This is a genomic window from Mycobacterium kiyosense (assembly GCA_021654635.1).
Lineage (GTDB): Bacteria > Actinomycetota > Actinomycetes > Mycobacteriales > Mycobacteriaceae > Mycobacterium > Mycobacterium kiyosense.
This window is the reverse complement of sequence record AP025179.1, coordinates 5,607,615-5,627,089: the sequence shown is the minus strand read 5'-3', so window position 1 is coordinate 5,627,089 and position 19,475 is coordinate 5,607,615. Positions and strand designations below refer to the sequence as shown.

Sequence of the window (19,475 nt, the reverse complement as noted above, 5' to 3'; positions counted from 1 at the left end):
GCGAGATGGATCCGAACACTTGGTCTCCGGCAAACATGGCGTCAGGACCGCAGAAAGCACACAGCACAGGCTCCAGCGTGGGGTAGCCGCATGCGGGGCAGGCATTGGTGCTCACGGCGAGACCTCCTAGTGAACGTGCGTCGAACGCCCCTTCGATCTACCCGCGGTCACGGTCAGCTAAACGCCTTCATACCAACGGGTAAATGACGCTTCGGGACGTGTTAGGGCTGCACGAATTGGGGAATCCGTTGTCGCAGACGGGGCCGATCAGGCGCCCGCCAGGACAAGGAGATCCAAAATGATCGGAGCAATAATCCTCTCCCTCATCGTCGGCGCGGTGATTGGCGTGGTGGCGCGCCTCGTCATGCCCGGCAAACAGAACATCGGGATGATCATGACGGTGGTACTGGGCGCCCTCGGTGGTTTGGTCGGCTCGGCGGTGGCCGCGCAATTCGGCTACTCCAACGCCAACGGCGGCGTCGCCTGGGTGCCCTTCTTCGTCGGTATCGCGGTGGCGATCGTGTTCATCGCGATCTACGAAGCGGTCACCGGTCGCCGGCGCACCCGGTTGCCGCACTGATCGTCCCCCTCGAAACAAAGCCCGCCGCCGACGATCACCGTCGGCGGCGGCTTTATGCGGTGAACGCCCGACGAAATCTTCAAAGTCATTGCGGGCCAGCGTAACTCAGCCCAGAACGGCGGAACGAGCGTAACGCCGCTGAGAAAATTGAGGGGTATCTTCCAGCGGCGTTACGCCCGAGTCTGTGACGGATCAGCTCCGATAGGCCGGCAGGTTCTCCGCCAGTTCGTTGAACAGGGCCTGGTTGAGGTTGAACGCAATCTTGACCTCGTCGACGGCACGGTCGATCTGCTCGGCGTCGAGGTCCAGGCCGTCCAGGCGGGCGCGGTAGGCGTCCTTGTACGGCTTGGGACGCATCGGGAACTCGTAGAACGACAGGCCGGCGCCGTCCAGGCCGAAGGTGCGGTCCAGAATCTTGCCGATGGCCTGCCCGCCGGACAGGTCGCCGAGATAGCGGGTGTAGTGATGCGCCACCAGCGCGCCGCCCCAGGACGCTGCGGCGAGCCGGTCGCGGTAGGCGCGGGCGGCGGGGGAGTCCACCTGGTGCCCGGCGCCGGGTGCCCAGTACTCCAGGTCGGCATCTATTGCGGCCAGACGCTCCAATGCCGGGTCGTAGACGGCGGCCACCAGCGGGTCGTCACGGTGCGCCCGCACGGCTTCCTCGAGTGCCTGGTAGATCACCCGGAGCCGTAGCAGGTAGTCGGCGTAGCCCTGCCGGTTGACCCGACCGGACAGCAACTCAGACACGTAGGGCGAGTGTTCGGCGGCTTCGTGCTCGGCGGTCGAACCTTCTTTCATCGCCACGGAGAAGGGTCGCACGGCCTCGGCTGCGCTGAGTGACACGTTTACTCCCGGGTATTCGGCCTCTGCTCCAACAACTCTGACAACGTGTCAAAACGATACTGACAACGTGTCAGAAAAGATAGCACAGCCTGCGGCGGATGTCGTGCCCTAAGGTCGTGCCCCGAGCGCGCGCAGGATAAACCGCTCGATGGCTGCGACCGGCAATTCGCGCGGCGCAAGGCAGGCGTGCAACAACGACATGGTGGCGGCCTCGTCCTCGATCACGAACTGCCCGCTGGCCACGCCGTCGGCCAGGATCTCGCGCAGCACGTCCTCGATGGCCACCACGTGGTCGCGGATGGCGCGCATCGTGTCGTGTGACAGCGCGCCGTAGAGCTGCGGCCCGAGCCCCATGTGGAACTGCTCGCCGGCGCCGAGCTGATGCCGGATGTAGATCCGCAGCCGTTCCACCGGGTCGTCGACGTCGGCCAGGTCACCACGCAGCCCGTCGATGTAGCGGCTGGTCTCGTGCGACGCGAAGGCGACCACCACCGCTTCTTTGTCGGCGAAATGGTGGTAGATCGCGGTGCGGCCGATGTCGGCGGCCGCCGCCAGTTTGGCCATCGTGATGGCGTCGAAGCTCTGCTCGGCCATCAGGGTGGCGAACGCCTCGAATACTCGTCGCTGGACCTGCTCGCGGTGCTCCTCCACCGACGAGGCGCTGATCTTAGGCACACGCGACTCTAACGCCGACAACAGGTTTTAGTGGGCACCGATCGCCAGCAGGGCTATGTCGTCGTCGGGATGCAACTTGGGAACCAGGGTGACGAACCGGTCGATCAGGCTGGCGGCGCCCAGGCCGGCGTGTTCGACGGCGAACTCGGCCAGACTGGCCTCGTCGAACGGTGGACTGGCTTGGCGGGATTCGATGATGCCGTCGGTGTAGAACAGCAACGTCTGGCCCGCTCGCAGCCGAACCCGGCACGAGTTGAAGGTGGCTTTGGGTGTCATCCCGACCAGCATTCCTTCGGCGGAGCGGACTTGTGTCGCGCTGCCGTTGCCGGGGTTGAGCAGCAGCGCCGGAGGATGACCGCCGGTGGCGATGGTGACGTCGAAACCCTGGCCGTCGGGGTCGGGTTCTAAGTTCCCGAACAGTGCCGTGCAGAATCGCCGCGGGTCCAGCTCGCGGAGCAACGCCGTGTTGAGTTCGGCCAGCACGTCGGTGGGATCGGCGAAGTGCAGCGCAGTGGCGCGCAGCGTGTAGCGGATCAGCGACGTCGCCACGGCGGCTTCCGCGCCATGGCCCTCGACGTCGCCGATGAAGAACGCCCACCGGTTGTCACCGAGGGCGAAGACGTCGTAGAAGTCGCCGCCGACCTGCCGTGGCGATGCCGGATAGTAGTGCGCGGCCAGCTCGAGCCCGTCGATCTCCGGCAGTGAAGGTGGCAGCAGGGTCCGTTGCAGGACGTTCGCATACTGCGTGATCAGATCCCGTTCGTGCTCCGCGACGTCGCGGGTGTGCTGTGCGATGTCCCGAGTGCGGATCGCGTCGTCGCGGTCCAGCTGGGCATCGTCGCGTGCGCGACGGGCATCGTCGCGGTCCAGCTGTGCTGCGTCGCGGTCGTGCCGGGCGTCGTCGCGCGCGAATTCGGCCGCGTCCCGTTGCCGCCGCTCGGTGCGCAGGTCGTCCAGCGACGACAGCCGGCTATCCAGCTGAGCCATCACCAGGGCGGCGAGATCGCCGAGCAGACCCAGTTGTTCTTCGCTGGCGGCACCGGCCTCGGTGTCGAACACCGCCACGGCGCCGAGTCGATGGTTGTCGGCGGTCGTGATCGGTGCCTGCGCATAGAAGCGGATCCGGCGTTCTTGGACGAACACATTGCCGGCGGTACGCGGATCGGTGAGGGCGTCCTCGACCGAGGCCGCCTGACCGGCCACGCCAATGCTTGCTGCCAAGCCTTCGGCGCCGGCGGCCGGTGGGGCGCCTGCCAATCCGTGGGTGGCCAGAAAACAGCTGCGGTCTCCACCGACGACCGACACCAGCGCCATTGGCACACCGAAGAGTCGCGCCGCCAGCGCGGCGATTCGCCCGAGCACCGGGTCGGGCGATGTTTCGTGCAAGCGGTACCGCTCGAATGCCTGCACGCGGGCCGTCTCGGCGGCGGTCACGGCAAAACTATTTCTGGAAATGATGGCTCACTCCGCGCCGGAATCTGACAGAAAAAACCAACAGCCCGATGCGCCCGACTATAGTCCGAACGCCGCTTGTCAGGCCGTGGAACGAACTCCCAGCAGGGTTGCGGGCCTGCTCGGCGTCGAGCCGGCCGCCCAGATCGCCGGGGCTGTCCTGCAGCCGGCGCCGGACCGGATTCGCTGACGCCCGGTCGTGGCGTTCCGCGTCCGCGGCGCTCGCGACGGGACAATGACGTCCATGCGTCGTGCGTTGTCGGTCTTGCTGATCGCCTGGATGGTGGGTGCGGTCGCTGCGTGCGGTGCGCGTTGGCAGGTGGCCGGGCCGTCGGTCCGGCCGGTGGGTACCACGGTGGCGCTCAGTCCCAGCGTCCCCCCCGGTGAGTGCCGACGCCGCCGCGGCGGGTTTCGTCGACGTGCGCAGCGTGGTTCCCGATGCCGTGATCGATCTGCGCTACGCCACAACCGACAATTTCACCCACACTCAGCTCTACCCCGCCGACGCGCGTTGTTTGGTGCACCAGTCGATGGCGCACGGACTGGAGTCCGCCGCCGCGGCGCTGCGACCGCAAGGGCAGTTCCTGGTCTTCTGGGACTGCTATCGGCCGCACGAGGTCCAGGTGAAGATGTATCAGGTGGTGCCGAATCCGGCCTGGGTGGCGCGCCCCGGGCCCGTACGCGACCAGCCACGAGGCCGGGCGTTCGGTGGATGTGACCTTCACCAGCTCGCAGCAACCGTGTCCTACCGAACGCCGGGCGGGGTATTTCTGCCTGGCCGATATGGGCACGGATTTCGACGACTTCACCGACCGTGCAAAGGCTTTCGCCACCCAGGATGTCAGTGCCGCCGCCTACGCGAATCGGGCTCGGCTGCGTGAGGCGATGCAGTACGGCGGGCTGTCGGTGTACGCGGGGGGAGTGGTGGCACTTCGACGGTCGCGGCGCCGGGGTGCAGCGCCCCATCCTGAACGTCCCGGTCGACTAAGCGTCTCATGATTCGAGACGAATAACCCAAAATGTGAGATAAGCGTTAGCCTGGGCGCATGACGGAGCAACCTCGGGCCACCTACACCCACGGTCATCATGAGTCCGTGTTGCGCAGCCACCGGCGGCGCACCGCCGAGGACTCCGCGGGGTACCTGTTGCCGCAGCTGCGGCCTGGCATCTCCCTGCTCGACATCGGTTGCGGCCCCGGCACCATCACCGCGGACTTCGCCGCCCGCATCGCGCCCGGCCTGGTGACGGCCGTCGAGCAGACCGACGATGCGCTCAGTCTTGCCCACGCCGAGGTGCGGTCGCGAGGTCTGACCAACGTCACGTTCCTGACCTCGGACGTGCATGCGCTCGACCTGCCCGACGGCGCCTTCGACGTCGTGCACGCCCATCAGGTGCTGCAGCATGTGGCCGACCCGGTGCAGGCGCTGCGCGAGATGAAGCGGGTGTGCGCACCGGGCGGAATCGTCGCCGCCAGGGACGCCGACTATGCCGGGTTCATCTGGTATCCGCGGCTTGCGCCACTGGATCGCTGGCGCGACCTTTACGAACAAGCCGGGCGGCACAACGGCGGCGAACCGGATGCCGGGCGGCACCTGCTGTCGTGGGCCCGTCGAGCCGGCTTCACCGACATCACCGCCGGTGCCAGCATGTGGTGTTACGCAACCGAGGACACCCGACAGTGGTGGGGCGGCATGTGGGCCGACCGGATCCTGCATTCGGATCTGGGAGGCCAACTGGCGGATTCCGGCCTGGCCACCGGCGCCGAGCTCGAGGAGATCTCGGCGGCATGGCGAGCGTGGGCCGCCGACCCGGACGGTTGGCTGGCCATCCCGCACGGCGAAATCCTCTGCCGCGCATGACGATACGTGATTACGTCAGGCGGAAACGATGGCGTTGCGGGTGAACTCGGCGGCTTGGTTGGCCATGCCGTTGTCGCGGTAAGTGCTGTGCGCGGCGCGGTCCCGGCCGCCCGGGGAGCACACCGGATCTCCGTCGGCGCACAGTTGCAGGGTCTTGGCGGCGTAGAGCGGACCGATGTTGATCGGCGGTGCGCTGTGATCGACGAAGTGCAGGAACGCGTCTGAGGGAGCCGCGAACAGCACCACCGCGGCCACGTTGGAGGCGACCGCGGGCGGCATCGGCCCGGTTATCCCGTCGGGCAGCGAAATACCGTCCGGAACGGAGTCGGCCGTCGTGTAGGCGGCGACGGCCGCACCTTGGGAATAGCCACCCAGCACAATCTTGGTCCTCGGGCAATTCGCCGCCGTGGCCTCAACCTTGGTGCTGGCATCGGCGACTCCGTCGACCGCCCTGCCGAAGTCCAGCGATGCCGGATAGTCGACGGGTTCGACTGCGACGTTCTTGCCTCCCAGTCGGGCGCTGAGGGCATCGACGAACGCCTGTCCGGTGGCCCCGATGCCGGGCGCCTCGAACGTCCCGCGCGCGAATACCACTTTGACATCCGGGCACCCGGGATCGGCGTTGGCCCGCGCGACGTCGCCCGGCACCGGCGTCAGCAGGGCCGCGACGGAAACGGAAGCCGCCGCCAGCCAACGAGCCGTCCGCTGAACCGACGGGGCGGGAGAACCGGTGCGGCGCACGCTAACTCTTTTCGTTTGAGAGGGTATGCAGGGAATTCGCCGAGTACGAACTCGTGGCGCCGCGATTTGTTCCGGGCCCACGCTGTGCAAGGCAACTCGGTGAGCTTAAAACACGGGTCGGGCCGGTGCAGCGCCGACGACCCCGGCCGAGCAGGCCGGCAATACGGGGCGCACGCAGTCATTTCGGCGGGTGACCGGTGGTGTTCAGATTGGGCCTCGACGCCCGTCGGCACGAGTAGGTGTGGCCATGTTCACAAGTCTTGTGGGCGATTTTCCCGCTTTGCCAGGTCGACTCTGGCGGCCAGGGCGTCCAGCGCGGCAGGGTCCAGTCGCGCCAAGAGGGCGTCCAGGTCGACTCGGGCGACGATGGCGTCCATATCCAGGCGGGCCAGCATCGCGTCGACGTCGAGCCGATCCACGATGGCCTGCATGTCGAGGCGGGCCAGCATGGCGTCGACGTCGAGCCGCTGCACGATGGTGTTGATGTCCAGCCGGGCAAGGAATGCGTCGAGGTCGATGCGCGCGACAATGCCGTTGATGTCCAACCGGGCGATGATCGCGTCCATGTTGATCCGCCGCACGAGTCTCTCCAGGCTCTTGCCGTCCCGCACGACGGTGTCGACGAGCCCGTGCAGGGCCCGTTCGGCTTCCCGTCGCTGCCGGCGCAACAGGTTCCCGACGATTGGCAGGCTCCCGTTGCGCACGCGATCGGACTCGTCAGCCACGAGGGGCAATTGTGTCAAAACCGGCGCCGGGTCGAAACCGGCGCCACGCGTCGATCCTGCGTCCAGGGCGCAAAAGTACGAGACCACCGCGCCCCCAGCGCAGAATCAACGCCGCAAAGGGTTCCCAAACCCGTCGCGGCGGGGCATTTCGCCAGGTCAACCTACTGGTATTGGCATTCTCTTTTTTTGCAAGTACGTTATTCACCGATGAATAACGCAGCCCAGACCCCATCGGGCATACCGCTCGCGCCGGTGTACGGCCCGGGGGACCGACACACCGAGCCGCCGCCGCCCGGCGAGTTCCCCTTCACCCGGGGCAATTTCGCGTCCGGATACCGGGGCAAGCTGTGGACCTTCCGGCAGTACTCCGGCTTCGGCACCGCCGAGGAGTCCAACCGGCGCTATCGCTATCTGCTCGACCAGGGCGGTACCGGCCTGTCGGTCGCGCTCGACTTGCCCACCCAATGCGGTTACGACTCCGACGATCCGGACTTCGGCGAGGAGGTCGGCCGGGTGGGTGTCGCGGTGGACACCCTGGCCGACTTCGAGATCCTGTTCGACGGCATCCCGTTGGACAAGCTGAGCACCAGCATGACGATCAACGGCACCGCGGCGATCCTGCTGGCGTTCTACGTCGCCGCTGCCGAGAAGAAGGGGATACCGCGCGCCAAGCTCACCGGGACCATCCAGAACGACATCCTCAAGGAATACGCCTCCCGCGGCACCTGGATCTGGCCGCCGGAACCGTCGCTGCGGCTGATCGCCGACACCATCGAGTTCTGCGCCGCCGAGGTGCCCCGGTTCAACGCCATCTCGGTGGCCGGCGCGCATTTCCGCGACGCCGGGGCCACCGCGGTGCAGGAGATGGCCTTCACGCTGGCCGACGGTGTCACCTACTGCGACACCGTGGTGGAACGCGGCCGGATGAGCATCGACGAGTTCGCACCGCAGATCTCGTTCTTCTTCTACACCCACGGCGACTTCTTCGAGGAGATCGCCAAATACCGTGCGGGACGGCGGCGTTGGGCCACGATCGTGCGGGAACGCTACGGGTCCAGCAAGGACAAGGCGTCGATGTTCCGGTTCGGCTGCGTGTGTGGCGGGGCGTCGCTGTACGGACCGCAGGCGCAGAACAACGTGGTGCGGGTGGCCTACGAGGCGATGGCGGCGGTGCTGGGCGGCGTGCAATCGATGTTCACCGCCGCTTGGGACGAGCCGTTCGCGCTGCCCTCCGAGGAGTCCACCACCCTGGCGCTGCGCACCCAGCAGGTGCTGGCGTATGAGACCGGGGTGACCCAGGTCGCCGACCCGCTGGGCGGCTCGTACTTCGTCGAGGCGCTCACCGACGCCACCGAGGCCCGCATCATCGAGATCATGGCCGACCTCGAGGCTCACGGCGGCATGGTCAGCGCGATCGAAGACGGCTATCTGCAGGGCCTGATCGCCGACGAGGCCTACCGCATGCACCAGGACATCGAGAGCGGCGCCAAGCCGGTGGTCGGGGTCAACCGGTTCGTCTCCGAGGAACCCGAACCCGACATCGCCACCTACGAACTCGACGCCGAGGGCCGCGATCTGCAGCTCAAGCGCCTGGCCAAGGTGAAGGCCGAAAGGGACAGCGGCGCAGTGCAATCCAGCCTGGCCGCGCTGGCCCGCAGCGCCGAGGGAGACGACAACCTGATGCACAAGTTGATCGACTGCGCCAACGCGTACTGCACGGTGGGCGAAATGGTCTCCACGCTCAAGGCGGTCTGGGGCGAATTCCAGCAGCCGGTGGTGTTCTGATGACCGCCCGCATCCTGGTGGCCAAGCCCGGTCTGGACGGACATGACCGCGGCGCCAAGATCGTCGCCCGCACCCTGCGCGACGCCGGCTTCGAGGTCATCTACACCGGCATCCGGCAGCGCATCGAGGACATCGCGTCGATCGCGGTCCAGGAGGACGTGGCCGTGGTCGGCCTGAGCATCCTGTCCGGTGCCCACCTGACCCTGACCGCGCGCACCATCGAGGCGCTGCGCGCCGCCGACGCCGGCGACATCGCCGTGGTGGTGGGTGGCACCATTCCGCACGCCGACGTCCCCAAGCTGCTGGAAGCCGGTGCGGCAGCGGTGTTTCCGACCGGCACGCCGCTGGATGCACTGGTGCGCGAGATCCGCCAACTGACCGGCACGGCCGAACCGGCACAGGAGGAACCGTGCGTATCGGAGTGATGATCGGCGCCGAGCGCGGCGACATGGCCCGCAAGGTGGCCAAGCTGGTCTCCGATATCGAGTGGGCCGAATCGGCGGGCCTGGACACGGCGTGGATGCCGCAGGTGCCCAACGACTTCGACTGCCTGACCATGGTGACTTTGATGGCCGCGCACAGCTCGCGCATCGAGCTGGGCACCGCAGTGGTTCCACTGCAGGTCCAACACCCGATTGCCCTTGCCCGCCAGGCACTTTCGACGCACGCGGTGGCCGACGGCCGGTTGGCGCTCGGTGTCGGGCCGTCGCACCACTGGATCATCCGGGACATGCTCGGCCTGCCGTACCAGAAGCCGGCCGCGTACACCCGCGACTATCTGCAGGTGCTCAATGCCGCTATCGCCGGGCCGGGACCCGTTGACGTCGAGAATGATTCGTTCACCGTGCACAACCCGCTGGCGATCGGAGCCGACACGCCGATGCCGGTGCTGGTCGCCGCATTGGGTCCGGTGATGCTGCAGCTGGCCGGCGAACTGGCCGACGGCACCGTGTTGTGGATGGCCGACGAACGCGCCATCGGCGAGCACATCGCGCCGAAGATCACCAAGGCCGCCGCGGACGCCGGCCGCCCGGCGCCGCGCATCGTCGCGGGTATCCCGGTATGCCTCTGTGCGCCTTCGCAAGTCGACGAGGCCAAAGAGCGGGCCAACCGTATCCTGGGCGAGGCCGAGGTGTCGCCCAACTATCAGCGGTTGCTCGAGCGTGGCGACGCCCGCGACGTCGGCGACCTGTGCGCGGCCGGTGACCCGGAACAGATCCTGGCGCGGATGCGACGTTTCGCCGACGCCGGTGTGACAGATCTGTCGGTGCGGTTGTTGCCGATCGGCGAGAACCGCGACGAACTCGTCGCGTCCAAGCGCCGGACCCGGGAGATGATCGCCGAACTCGCCAGGGAGCTGCGGTGACCGGAGCCGGGCCGCTGTCGGGGATACGCATCCTCGAGGTCGGCACCATGCTGGCGGGCCCGTACGCGACTATGCTGCTGGCCGACCTCGGTGCCGAGGTCACCAAGATCGAGCCGCCCGGCGGTGAGATATCCCGCAGCGTTGGCGCCACCTACTTCGCCAGCCTCAACCGCAACAAGTCCAGTATCGTACTGGACTTGAATTCCGATGCGGGACAACGGCGATTGGGCGAACTGGTGGCCGACTCGCACGCGCTGCTGGTCAATTTGAAGCCGTCGGCCATCCGCCGGCTGAGGTTGACCTACGACGAGTTGAAGCGGCACAACGAGCAGATCGTCTGCGTGGCGATCACCGGCTTCGGTCTGTACGGTGGCGACGACCCGGCGTTCGACTACGTGGTGCAGGCCGGCGTCGGCACCGCCGCCTTGACGGGTGACCCGGACGGTCCGCCCACCCTGCCCGGTTATTCATCGGCCGACAACTCCACCGGAATGACCGCGGCACTGGGGCTGTTGGCCAAGATCATCTCCGGCACCGGCGGCCAGGTCGATGTGTCGCTGCGCGACGTGATGCTGTCGCAGCTGAACTACCATGCCTCGGCCTATCTCAACAGCGGCATCGAACCGCAGCGCCGCCCGTACGGTGCTCACTCGTATTACGTTCCCGCGCAACTATTTCCGACCTCCGATGGCTATCTGGCGCTGTTCATCACGCACGACGGATTCTGGAAATCCTTCGCCGCCGAAGCCGGCATCGGAGGTTTCGAGACGATGGCCGAGCGGGTCGCCCGCCGCGACGAAGTACTCGCCGTCGTCACCGCGATGCTGGCCACCGACAGTGCCGTCGGGTGGGAACGACGACTGCGTCCGCTCGGTGTTCCGGCGGCCGCCGTGCGGACCCTGCCCGAGGCGCTGGAAGCCACTCCGGAAGTGGTGGTGCGAGCGGGCGAATTCCGGTTGGTCGGCAGCCCCATTCACGTCTCAGGGTACGAACCCGAGTACCGGCCGCCGCCGGAGTTGCCGCAAAGCTAAAGCGTCTCGAGCTGCTTTTCCCGGTAGCGCCGTGCCCACTCGGCCCGCGACCGGATCGACACGTCCACGTCGGTTGCCTTGGCGCGCAGCGCCTGAACCGTCGCCTGCTCGCGCGGGGTTCGGGCGAACGGGTCCCAGCCGAAGAACCGGCAGGCGTTGGCCCAGGTGATCTTGTTGATGTCGGCGTCGTCGGCACCGGCCGCGTTCAGCTCGGCCAGCACCTGCTCCGGGGCGTCCGGCCAGAAGCAGTCCGAGTGGGGATAGTCGCACTCCCAGGCGATGATGTCGATGCCGATCTCGTGGCGCAGCTTCAGCGACGTCTTGTCGGTGACGTAGCAGGCCAGCGAGTGCTCCCGGAAGACGTCGCTGGGCAGCTTGTCCCCGAAGTCGCGGCGCAACCATTTCTGGTTGGTGTAATGGCGGTCGCTGCGGTCCAGGTAGAACGGGATCCAGCCGATACCGCCTTCGGAGAAGGCGAATTTCAGGTCCGGATAGTTGCGCATGGCGGGGCCCCACAACAGGTCCTGGGCGCACATCGCCGAGACCTGGGTGGCCAGGATGATCAGGTTGTCGATCGGCGCGTTGGGCGCCATGCTGATCGCGCCGAACCCGGTGCCGATGTGCAGGCACATCACCACGTTCTGCTCGGACAGGGTGCGGAACACGGGTCCCCAGTAGTCCTCGTCGTGATAGCTCGGAAGTCCTTCCAGATGCGGCAATTCCGGCATGGTGACCGCTCGGCAGCCCTTGGCGGCCACCCGGCGGATCTCGGCGCACATCCCCTCGGGCGTCCAGGTGGGCAGGATCGCGATCGGGATGAACCGGTCGGGATAGGACCCGGCCCACTCGTCGATGTGCCAGTCGTTGTAGGCCGACACCATCACCAGGGTGACGTCCTCGCGCGTCATGTTGAGGTGCCGGGCCGAGAATCCGGTGAAGGTCGGGAAGCACATCGACGCGAGGATTCCGTTGCGGTTCATGTCCCGGACGCGTTCGTGGACGTCGTAGACACCGGGGCGCATCTCGGCGAAACCGGCTGGGTCGCGGCCCCATTCCTCGGCCGGCCAGGACACCACCGCGTTCAGTCCGCTCACCCCTTGCGGCCTGCCCTGGTACATCCACTGGTCCACACCCTTGTCGTCGGTGACGACGATCGGGGCTTCGTCTCGATATTTGGCGGGCACGTGCCGCCGGAACATGTCCGGCGGTTCGACCACGTGGTCGTCGATGCTCACCAGAATCAGGTCGTCATCCTTCATCGAGCAGTCCTTTCCGCGCAGCGGCCCGAGCTGACCCGGTCAGCCGTGGTGCTCCGTGATGGTCTCCAGCAGCCGCGGAATCGGCGGCGGATCGAGTTGCAGCGCACTGGACATGGTCAGCTTTGCGCCGCTCATACCGCGCAGCACGGCCTCGAGGTCGTCGCCCTCGATCTCGTAGAGGGCGATGTAAGGACCTTCGCCGTTGACCGGCCGCAACCGGCGTGCCGAGACGATGCCGTCGAGTGCGACGAGTTCGCCCAGGTGGACCTCGTCGTACCAGGTGTTGTATTCCTGCTCGCGGTCCGGCGAACTGGGGTACGTCTCGACGTAGATGATGCCTTTTGCCATCGTCGCCTCCTGGTTACTCGTACAGCACGGTGATCGGTGCCGCGTCCGGTACGGCCTGGCAGGTCAGAATGTAACCGTCCTCGACCTCGTCGTCGTCGAGGGCGTCGTTGGTCCGCATCGTCGCGGTGCCTTCGGTCAGCCTGGCCATGCAGGTGCCGCAGTTGCCGGCCTCGCAGTTGAACGGTGGTTCCAGCCCGGCGCGGCGCGCGCTCTCCAGCAGTGTTTCGCCGGGAACCAGCGGCACCGTGACTTTCTTACGGTCGAGATGAATCGTTACCGTGCCCAGCTCCGTCATGACCGCCTATCTACCACCGGGTCGCCACCATTGCTGCGTACTTTGCGTTCTTCAGTATAGAGAATACTATTCTCACCTAGCGATAGTATCTTCTCTCAGGCAGCTAGGAGGGCGGGACGTGACCGAGCCGGCCGCGCTCGTGTTCGAGGAGCAGCAATTCAGCCTGCCTGAACTCGACGCGCTGACCGGTGGGCTGGCCGCCGCTTTACGCAAACGGGGGGTAGGTCCAGGCCACCGGGTGGCGGTCATGTCGTCCAACCGGCCCGAGTTCGTCGCCGCCGTGCTGGCGATCTGGCGCCTCGGTGCGGCGGCGGTACTGGTCAGCCCGGCCTGGAAGCGCACTGAGGTCGAGCACGCCGTCGCGCTCACCGGACCCACCGACGCCGTGGGGGACCACCCGGTCCTGGCCGGACTGATGCCGATGCTGCACCTGGACGAACCGATCGACCCCGGTGACACCGCCGGCGCCGTGCCGCCCGGCGGCGACGCGGTGCTGGTGTTCAGCTCCGGCACCACCGGCTTGCCGAAGGCCGTGCGGCACACGCACGCGTCGCTGGATGCGGCCGTGCGGCACTGGCGCGACGCGCTCGGGTTGAGCTACCGAGACCGCATCCAGGTCGCCACCCCGCCGTCGCACATCCTCGGTCTGCTGAACATCCTGACCGCGTTGCGCACCGGCATCTGGGTGCGGTTGCACCGCCGCTTCGATGTCGACCGGATGCTGCGGCACATCGAAACAGACCGCATCACAGTCGAAATGGCCGTGGCGCCGATCGCGCTGGCCATCGCCTCGCACCCCGGCCTGGAGTCCTACGACCTCTCGTCGTTGCGGTATTTCATGTGGGGTGCGACGCCGGTGACCGCCACCGTCGCCGAGACGGTCACCCGGCGCACCGGCGTTCGGTGGGTTCCGGCGTACGGCACCACCGAGTTGCCGGTGATCGCGTGCAACCCGATCGAGGCGCCCCGGCTGGACTCGGTCGGCCGCGCGGTGTCCGGGGTGCAGGTGCGGGTGGTGTCGCTGCAGACGGGTGAGCCGGTCGGGCCCGGCGAGGTCGGCGAGATCCAGGCGCGGTCGGACTCCCTGATGGCCGGCTACCTGCCGGTCGAGGCGACCGCCGAGGTGTTGCACGACGGTTGGTACCGAACCGGGGACGTCGGCCACCTCGACGGCGACGGTTGGTTGCGCATCACCGACCGCCTCAAGGAGATGGTCAAGGTGCGCGGCTTCCAGGTCGCGCCCGCCGAGATCGAGACGGTGCTGCACGGCCATCCGGCGGTGCGGGACTGCGCTGTTTTCGGCGTTCCCGACGGTGTCAACGGCGAGGCGGTGGTGGCCGCCATCGCCAGGCAGGGCACGCAAGCCGCGTTCGACGACACCGAACTCGCCGCGGAACTCAGTGCGCGGGTGGACGCGAAGCTGGCGTCCTACAAAAGGCTGAGCCGGGTGGTGTTCGTGCCCGATATTCCCCGCCTGCCCTCGGGCAAGGTGTTACGCAGAGTGCTCAAGGAGAGCTATGGATGTACGTCTGACGGCTGAACAGCAGCAATTGCGCGACGCCGCCGCGAAGCTGGCCGACGACCTCGGGCCGGGCGCGGTGGGAGACCTGGCCGACCAGAGCCGAATCGCCCGGCTGGACAAGCAGATCGAGTTGACCGGATGGCGGTCGCTGCGCTCGGATGACGCCTCGGGCGTCGAAGTTGCCATCGTCGCAGAGGAATTCGGACGCCGGCTCGTCGACGCCCCGTTCCTGGGCCCGGTGCTGGCCGACGACCTGACCCGCCATCTCGACTCGGGCGCCGGCCAGGCCACCGTGGCCGTCGACGATCGCGCCATCGACGCCCGCGGTTACCAACGCGCCGTTACGCTTTCGGGCACCACGGTCCTGGCCTGCGACCTCGGTGCGGACGCCGACGGCGCCGACCTGACCCGGTCCTGCGTCGGGCTCACCGGGTCGCCGACGCCGCTGGGCGAGGTGTCCGCCGAAGCCGCCGAGCGGTGGCGAGCGCTGGCGCTGGTCGCCACGGCCGCCGACCTGGTCGGTGCCGCGCGCGGAGCACACGCCGTCGCCTGCGACTACGCGAAGATCCGCGAGCAGTACGGCAAACCGATCGGGTCGTATCAGGCGATCGCCCACCTGCTGGCCGAATCCCTGGCGCTCATCGAGGGTTCGGTGAGCGTGCTGCGCCACGCCGCGTGGGCCGTCGACGAACTGGAACCAACCGAGGCCGTCCAGGCCGCGCGGGTGGCCAAGGTCTACTGTGCCCGCGCCGCCAGAACCGTGTGCGAGACCGCCATCCAAGTGCACGGCGGGATCGGCAACACCTGGGAATGCCTGGTGCACGTGTACCTGCGCCGGGCCCTGACGTCGACCGAGCTGTGGCCGGTCACTTTGAGGGAGGTCGGCCGTGGACTTTCGTGACTCACCGCAGGAGGCGGAGTTCCGGGAACGGCTGCGGTCGTGGCTTGCCTTGCACGCCAAGGAGTTCGGCGGCTCCGGTGACGAGTACTGGGCGCGCCAGGCGGACTGGCATCGGGCCCTCTACCAGGAGGGGTTCTTCGGTTTGTCGTGGCCGCGGGAGTACGGCGGTTGGGAGCTGCCGCCGGTCTACGACGTCATCGTCGACGAGGAGATCGCGCGCGCCGGTGCCCCGCCGCGGCCCAGCGTCGGCTACCTGGTGATCGGCATCGGCCGGCACGGCAGCGACGAACTGCGGCAACGGTTCCTGCCGGGCATCATCAACGGCACCGAACGCTGGTGTCAGGGCTTCAGCGAGCCGGGCGCGGGATCGGACCTGGCGTCGCTGACCACCACCGCCACCCTCAGGCCGGACGGCGACGAGTACGTGATCCACGGCCACAAGATCTGGACCAGCTACTCCGACGTCGCCGACTGGTGCCTGCTGCTGGCGCGCACCGACCCGGTCGCCAAGCGGCACCGCGGCATCTCCGCGTTCGTCATCTCGATGAAACAGGATGGGGTGCAACAACGGCCGTTGCAGATGATCAACGGCGTCACCAACGAATTCGGGCAGGTGAGTTTCGACGGCGCCCGGGTGCCCGCGGATCGGATGGTGGGCGCCCCCGGCGACGGCTGGGCGGTCGCGATGACCGTCGTCGGGCACGAGCGTGAACCGTCCACGCTGGGCTACGCCGCGCGATACAACAAACTGGTGGCGCAGCTGGTGGACCGTAGCCAAGGGGAAGTGGACGACGATGTGGCGTGGGCGGCGGTGCAGGCGCAGATGCTGACCCACCACGTGCGCCGGCGGCTGTCCGAACAACTCGACGGTGTGTCGCACGGCCCGGAAGGTTCGCTGGACAAGTTGTTGATGACCTGGGTGGAACAGTCCGTCGGGCACGCCGCGCTGGCCGTCGGCGGCACCCGCGACCCGGACCTGCTCAGCGCCTACCTCTACAGCCGCGCGCAAAGCGTCATGGGCGGCACGTCACAGATACAGAAGAACATCATCGCCTCACGAATCCTGGGATTGGGAGTCTGAAATGTACGACATGCCAAGCGAAATCGACGTCCGCGCCGACGGGCCGCTGCGGATCATCACGCTCAACCGGCCCGACGACCTCAACGCGGTCAACGACAACCTGCACGTCGGCCTGGCGCGGCTGTGGCAGCGGCTCACCGACGATGCGTCGGCGCGCGCGGCGGTGTTGACCGGCGCCGGGAAGGCATTCTCCGCCGGCGGTGACTTCGCGTACCTGGCCGAACTCGCCGAGGACGCCGACCTGCGCGCCAAGACCATCCGGGACGGCCGCGAAATCGTGCTGGGCATGGCCCGCTGCCGAATCCCGGTGGTGGCGGCGGTCAACGGCCCCGCGGTCGGGTTGGGCTGCAGCCTGGTGGCACTCAGCGACATCGTCTACATCGCGCCGCACGCCTTTCTGGCCGACCCGCACGTGCAGGTGGGACTGGTGGCCGCCGACGGCGGCCCGCTGACCTGGCCGCTGCACATCAGCCTGTTGCTGGCCAAGGAATATGCGTTGACCGGCACCAGGATTCGCGCCGAGCGGGCAGTCGAGCTCGGCCTGGCCAACCATGTCGCCGACGATCCGGTCGCCGAGGCGGTGGCCTGCGCAGAGCGCATCCTGAAGTTGCCGCAGCAGGCGGTGGAAAGCACCAAGCGGGTGCTCAACATCCATTTGGAGCGCGCGGTGCTCGCCAGCATCGACTACGCGCTATCTGCGGAGCATCAGTCCTTCGTCACCGAAGACTTCCGCTCGATCGTCACCAAACTCAACGCGACTAAAAACTAGCGCGCCACCACACGACGATGGGGCCGCCCACACCGGGACGGCCCCACCGCACGCGCGAGTTACTTAGCCGACTTGGTCTTCTGCCGGGCCTCGGCCGCGCTCGCGGCCGCCCGCGCCGACTCGGCTTGGGCTTCCTTCTTCGCGACGTCGCGCTGGGCCTGCGCCTTGTCCTGCTGCGCCCGGCCTTCGTTGCGAAGGTTCTCGTTGTTGATCACGATGCCGGCGATTTCCTTGGACTTGCCGATAACGTCTTCGACGATGCCCTTGACGGCCGCCACCGGGCCACTGTCGCGGTTACTCACTGCTGCGCTCCCTTCGCTTGACTGGTTTGATTCCGTGGAATCACGTCTAGCCGGCGCATACCCCGCGCGGGGTCGAGCGACCACCTGATTATGGGATCAATCACTCCAGCCGGCCCAGGGGCTCAGCCCAGTGTCACCAGGTCTTCGACGGAGTCCCGGGGCAGGTCGTCGCTGGTTACCGCGGTGACCACCATGTCGCTCAGCTCGATTGCACCCCGGTGGTTGTCCAGAAAGGCGGTGTCGGCGGCGTCGCGGCCGGTGGCGATGCGCAGCATGGCCTGCCGCGGGGCCAGGCAGGTCGCGTCGACAACGCGCCACTGTCCGTCGATCAACGCCTCGGCCACGGCGTGGAAGTCCATCGGGTCACATCCCGGTGCGTACACCGACACGAGTCGGGCGGGGATGTTGACCGCCCGCAGCAACGCGATCACCAGGTGGGCGTAGTCGCGGCACACCCCGGCGCCGGCGAGCAGCGTGTCCGTCGCGCCGTCGATCGGATCACTGGAACCTGGAACATATTTCAGCCGGGTGCCCACCCACGACGACACCTTCTCCAGCACGGTCACCGAGTCGGTGAACTGGCCGAACTCGGTGCCCGCGAAACCGAAGAACTTGTCGGCTTCGGCGTACCGGCTGGGCCGCAGGTAGGTCGAGGCGTCGATCTCGTTGATCGGAGGTGGCTCGGCCCGGCCGGTGACGGTCGCCTCGTAGTCGATCCGGACATCCCCGACACCGAATTCGCCGGTGTGGATCCGGGAGCCGTGGTCGCCGGCGACCTCCCGAACTGTCACCGGGGTGCCGTCCAGGGTCACCTTCAGCGATTCGTTCACCTGCAAGCCGGGCAGGGCTGCCACCGCGATCTGGAACTCCAGCGTCGTCGGCTCGGTCACGCGAACTTGCAGGCTGGCCCCGACCTCACGCTTGGTCACTGTTTTTCCCCGATCCCGATGTCTATTTCGATCCCGTCGCAACTTCATCCTCTGAAGCCAATCACGCCGGGCCTATACCCGCATCCGCAGTTTCGAACCCCCCTTGCCGCCGCCGAGTGCATCAATCGTGCCGACGCAGGAAATCGCGCATCAGTGCGTCGAAGCGTTCGGGCTCTTCGATGAACGGCAGGTGGGCGCTGTGCTCGAAAAACTCGAAGCTCGAACCCTGGATGCGGCGGTGCATCTCGCGCATGTGCTCGGGTGGAAACTCGTCGTAGCGCGCGGCGAGCAGCAGCGTCGGCGTGGTGATCCCGCCGAGCCGATCGACCACATCCCAGTCCCGCATCGTCCCGACGATACGAAAGACGCTGGGCCCGAACATCGTCTCGAAGATCTCGGTGCCCATGTCCGCGAAGGCGTCGTAGAGGTCGTCGGGCCAGGGTTGGCGGCGGCACAGGTGTGTCTGGTTCCACGTGGTGACCGCGGCCCGGTACGCGGCGGAGCCGGTGGTGCCGGCGGCCTCGTGCCGGTCGATGGCGTCCCGGGTCGCCCAGTCCAGGTCGGCTTTGAGCCGAATCACGTTGGCGGCGAACACCGGAATGGAGGCTGCGCTATTGGACAGGGTCAGGGTGCGCACGCCGCCGGGCGCATCCAGCAGGTACTGCAGGGCGAGCATGGCCCCCCACGAATTGCCGAAGACGTGGAAGTCGGACAGTCTCAGAGTCGTTATCACCGAGGCCATTTCGGCTACCGAGCGCGGCATGGTCCACAGCGTCCGGTCGGCGGGCCGCTGCGAGTTGCCGCAGCCCAGCTGATCCCAGAAGATGACCTCGCGCTCGTCGGACAGGCGTTCCAGCGCACTCAGGTAATAGTGCGGCAACCCGGGTCCGCCGTGCACCACCAGCAGTGGGCGGGCAGCGCTCGGCTGAGCGGGTCGGACCCGCTTTGCCCACACCAGTCCGCCGGGGACGGAGATCGTCGGCTGCGGCGTCATCACCCGGGCGTCCTTTCG

At 67.4% G+C, this 19,475-nt stretch carries 21 protein-coding genes and 1 pseudogene; 11 read left to right on the top strand and 11 right to left on the bottom strand.

Going from position 1 to position 19,475, the window contains the following annotated elements; all coding sequences use genetic code 11:
* Nucleotides 1-298: 298 nt before the first annotated feature.
* On the top strand, nucleotides 299-580 hold the full coding sequence (locus L6444_RS26430; protein WP_236978163.1) for a GlsB/YeaQ/YmgE family stress response membrane protein: 282 nt from the start codon (nucleotides 299-301) through the stop codon (nucleotides 578-580).
* Nucleotides 581-772: 192 nt separating this feature from the next.
* Here the strand turns inward: L6444_RS26430 and L6444_RS26425 are convergent, their stop codons facing one another.
* From L6444_RS26425 to L6444_RS26415, 3 genes are all read right to left on the bottom strand, one after another.
* The gene (locus L6444_RS26425) at nucleotides 773-1,423 is read right to left on the bottom strand and encodes a biliverdin-producing heme oxygenase (RefSeq protein ID WP_236978161.1); all 651 of its coding nucleotides are present in this window, start codon (nucleotides 1,421-1,423) and stop codon (nucleotides 773-775) included.
* A 108-nt stretch (nucleotides 1,424-1,531) separates the two neighbouring features.
* Entirely contained in the window at nucleotides 1,532-2,098 is a 567-nt protein-coding gene (locus tag L6444_RS26420) for a TetR/AcrR family transcriptional regulator (protein ID WP_236978160.1), read from the bottom strand.
* A 27-nt stretch (nucleotides 2,099-2,125) separates the two neighbouring features.
* Nucleotides 2,126-3,532, bottom strand: coding sequence for a PP2C family protein-serine/threonine phosphatase (locus L6444_RS26415; RefSeq protein WP_236978159.1), 1,407 nt, complete (start codon nucleotides 3,530-3,532; stop codon nucleotides 2,126-2,128).
* 401 nt (nucleotides 3,533-3,933) lie between these two features.
* Here L6444_RS26415 and L6444_RS26410 point away from each other — a divergent pair.
* Both L6444_RS26410 and L6444_RS26405 read left to right on the top strand, forming a co-directional pair.
* Nucleotides 3,934-4,538: pseudogene (locus tag L6444_RS26410) on the top strand (M15 family metallopeptidase).
* Between the two features lie 58 nt (nucleotides 4,539-4,596).
* Nucleotides 4,597-5,409, top strand: coding sequence for a class I SAM-dependent methyltransferase (locus L6444_RS26405; RefSeq protein WP_236978158.1), 813 nt, complete (start codon nucleotides 4,597-4,599; stop codon nucleotides 5,407-5,409).
* Between the two features lie 15 nt (nucleotides 5,410-5,424).
* Here L6444_RS26405 and L6444_RS26400 read toward each other — a convergent pair whose 3' ends face one another.
* Together L6444_RS26400 and L6444_RS26395 are read right to left on the bottom strand one after the other, a co-directional pair.
* Nucleotides 5,425-6,150, bottom strand: coding sequence for a cutinase family protein (locus tag L6444_RS26400; protein ID WP_370653037.1), 726 nt, complete (start codon nucleotides 6,148-6,150; stop codon nucleotides 5,425-5,427).
* A gap of 251 nt (nucleotides 6,151-6,401) precedes the next feature.
* Nucleotides 6,402-6,875 carry a hypothetical protein gene (locus L6444_RS26395; RefSeq protein ID WP_236978157.1) on the bottom strand — a complete coding sequence of 158 codons (474 nt, stop codon included), beginning with the start codon at nucleotides 6,873-6,875 and terminating at the stop codon, nucleotides 6,402-6,404.
* Nucleotides 6,876-7,082: 207 nt separating this feature from the next.
* Between L6444_RS26395 and L6444_RS26390 the strand changes: the two genes are divergently transcribed.
* The 4 genes from L6444_RS26390 to L6444_RS26375 are packed head-to-tail and all read left to right on the top strand — an operon-like array spanning nucleotide 7,083 to nucleotide 11,057.
* Nucleotides 7,083-8,660 carry a methylmalonyl-CoA mutase family protein gene (locus L6444_RS26390; protein ID WP_236978156.1) on the top strand — a complete coding sequence of 526 codons (1,578 nt, stop codon included), beginning with the start codon at nucleotides 7,083-7,085 and terminating at the stop codon, nucleotides 8,658-8,660.
* Nucleotides 8,660-9,085 (top strand): cobalamin B12-binding domain-containing protein, encoded by a 426-nt coding sequence (locus tag L6444_RS26385; protein WP_236978155.1) that lies wholly within the window; start codon nucleotides 8,660-8,662, stop codon nucleotides 9,083-9,085. The genes L6444_RS26390 and L6444_RS26385 overlap by 1 nt, the downstream gene beginning before the upstream one ends.
* Nucleotides 9,070-10,026 carry an LLM class F420-dependent oxidoreductase gene (locus L6444_RS26380; RefSeq protein WP_236978153.1) on the top strand — a complete coding sequence of 319 codons (957 nt, stop codon included), beginning with the start codon at nucleotides 9,070-9,072 and terminating at the stop codon, nucleotides 10,024-10,026. The genes L6444_RS26385 and L6444_RS26380 overlap by 16 nt, the downstream gene beginning before the upstream one ends.
* Entirely contained in the window at nucleotides 10,023-11,057 is a 1,035-nt protein-coding gene (locus L6444_RS26375; RefSeq protein ID WP_255731035.1) for a CaiB/BaiF CoA transferase family protein, read from the top strand. The genes L6444_RS26380 and L6444_RS26375 overlap by 4 nt, the downstream gene beginning before the upstream one ends.
* On the opposite strand, the gene L6444_RS26370 is transcribed toward L6444_RS26375, so the two are convergent.
* Genes L6444_RS26370 through L6444_RS26360 form a run of 3 tightly spaced genes read right to left on the bottom strand, consistent with a single transcriptional unit; the run spans nucleotide 11,054 to nucleotide 12,959 of the window.
* Nucleotides 11,054-12,316, bottom strand: coding sequence for an amidohydrolase family protein (locus L6444_RS26370; RefSeq protein ID WP_236978152.1), 1,263 nt, complete (start codon nucleotides 12,314-12,316; stop codon nucleotides 11,054-11,056). The genes L6444_RS26375 and L6444_RS26370 overlap by 4 nt on opposite strands.
* 39 nt (nucleotides 12,317-12,355) lie before the next feature.
* A complete protein-coding gene (locus L6444_RS26365) occupies nucleotides 12,356-12,664 on the bottom strand; it encodes a DUF4286 family protein (protein WP_236978151.1) in 309 nt (102 codons plus the stop codon).
* 13 nt (nucleotides 12,665-12,677) lie between these two features.
* A complete protein-coding gene (locus tag L6444_RS26360; RefSeq protein WP_236978150.1) occupies nucleotides 12,678-12,959 on the bottom strand; it encodes a 2Fe-2S iron-sulfur cluster-binding protein in 282 nt (93 codons plus the stop codon).
* Nucleotides 12,960-13,077: 118 nt separating this feature from the next.
* On the opposite strand from L6444_RS26360, the gene L6444_RS26355 reads away from it, so the two are divergent.
* The 4 genes from L6444_RS26355 to L6444_RS26340 are packed head-to-tail and all read left to right on the top strand — an operon-like array spanning nucleotide 13,078 to nucleotide 17,232.
* On the top strand, nucleotides 13,078-14,499 hold the full coding sequence (locus L6444_RS26355) for a class I adenylate-forming enzyme family protein (RefSeq protein ID WP_236978149.1): 1,422 nt from the start codon (nucleotides 13,078-13,080) through the stop codon (nucleotides 14,497-14,499).
* Entirely contained in the window at nucleotides 14,477-15,382 is a 906-nt protein-coding gene (locus L6444_RS26350) for an acyl-CoA dehydrogenase family protein (protein WP_236978148.1), read from the top strand. Before L6444_RS26355 ends, L6444_RS26350 begins: the two co-directional genes overlap by 23 nt.
* Nucleotides 15,369-16,463 (top strand): acyl-CoA dehydrogenase family protein, encoded by a 1,095-nt coding sequence (locus L6444_RS26345; RefSeq protein ID WP_236978147.1) that lies wholly within the window; start codon nucleotides 15,369-15,371, stop codon nucleotides 16,461-16,463. The genes L6444_RS26350 and L6444_RS26345 overlap by 14 nt, the downstream gene beginning before the upstream one ends.
* A gap of 1 nt (nucleotide 16,464) precedes the next feature.
* Complete coding sequence (locus tag L6444_RS26340) at nucleotides 16,465-17,232, top strand: enoyl-CoA hydratase/isomerase family protein (RefSeq protein ID WP_236978145.1); 768 nt, start codon at nucleotides 16,465-16,467, stop codon at nucleotides 17,230-17,232.
* Nucleotides 17,233-17,291: 59 nt separating this feature from the next.
* Here the strand turns inward: L6444_RS26340 and mbp1 are convergent, their stop codons facing one another.
* The 3 genes from mbp1 to L6444_RS26325 all read right to left on the bottom strand — a co-directional run bounded on the left by mbp1 (nucleotide 17,292) and on the right by L6444_RS26325 (nucleotide 19,457).
* Nucleotides 17,292-17,534, bottom strand: coding sequence for a microaggregate-binding protein 1 (mbp1, locus tag L6444_RS26335; RefSeq protein ID WP_236978143.1), 243 nt, complete (start codon nucleotides 17,532-17,534; stop codon nucleotides 17,292-17,294).
* A 122-nt stretch (nucleotides 17,535-17,656) separates the two neighbouring features.
* Entirely contained in the window at nucleotides 17,657-18,511 is an 855-nt protein-coding gene (locus L6444_RS26330) for a transglutaminase-like domain-containing protein (protein ID WP_370653036.1), read from the bottom strand.
* A 73-nt stretch (nucleotides 18,512-18,584) separates the two neighbouring features.
* Entirely contained in the window at nucleotides 18,585-19,457 is an 873-nt protein-coding gene (locus tag L6444_RS26325) for a proline iminopeptidase-family hydrolase (RefSeq protein ID WP_236984435.1), read from the bottom strand.
* Nucleotides 19,458-19,475: the final 18 nt, after the last annotated feature.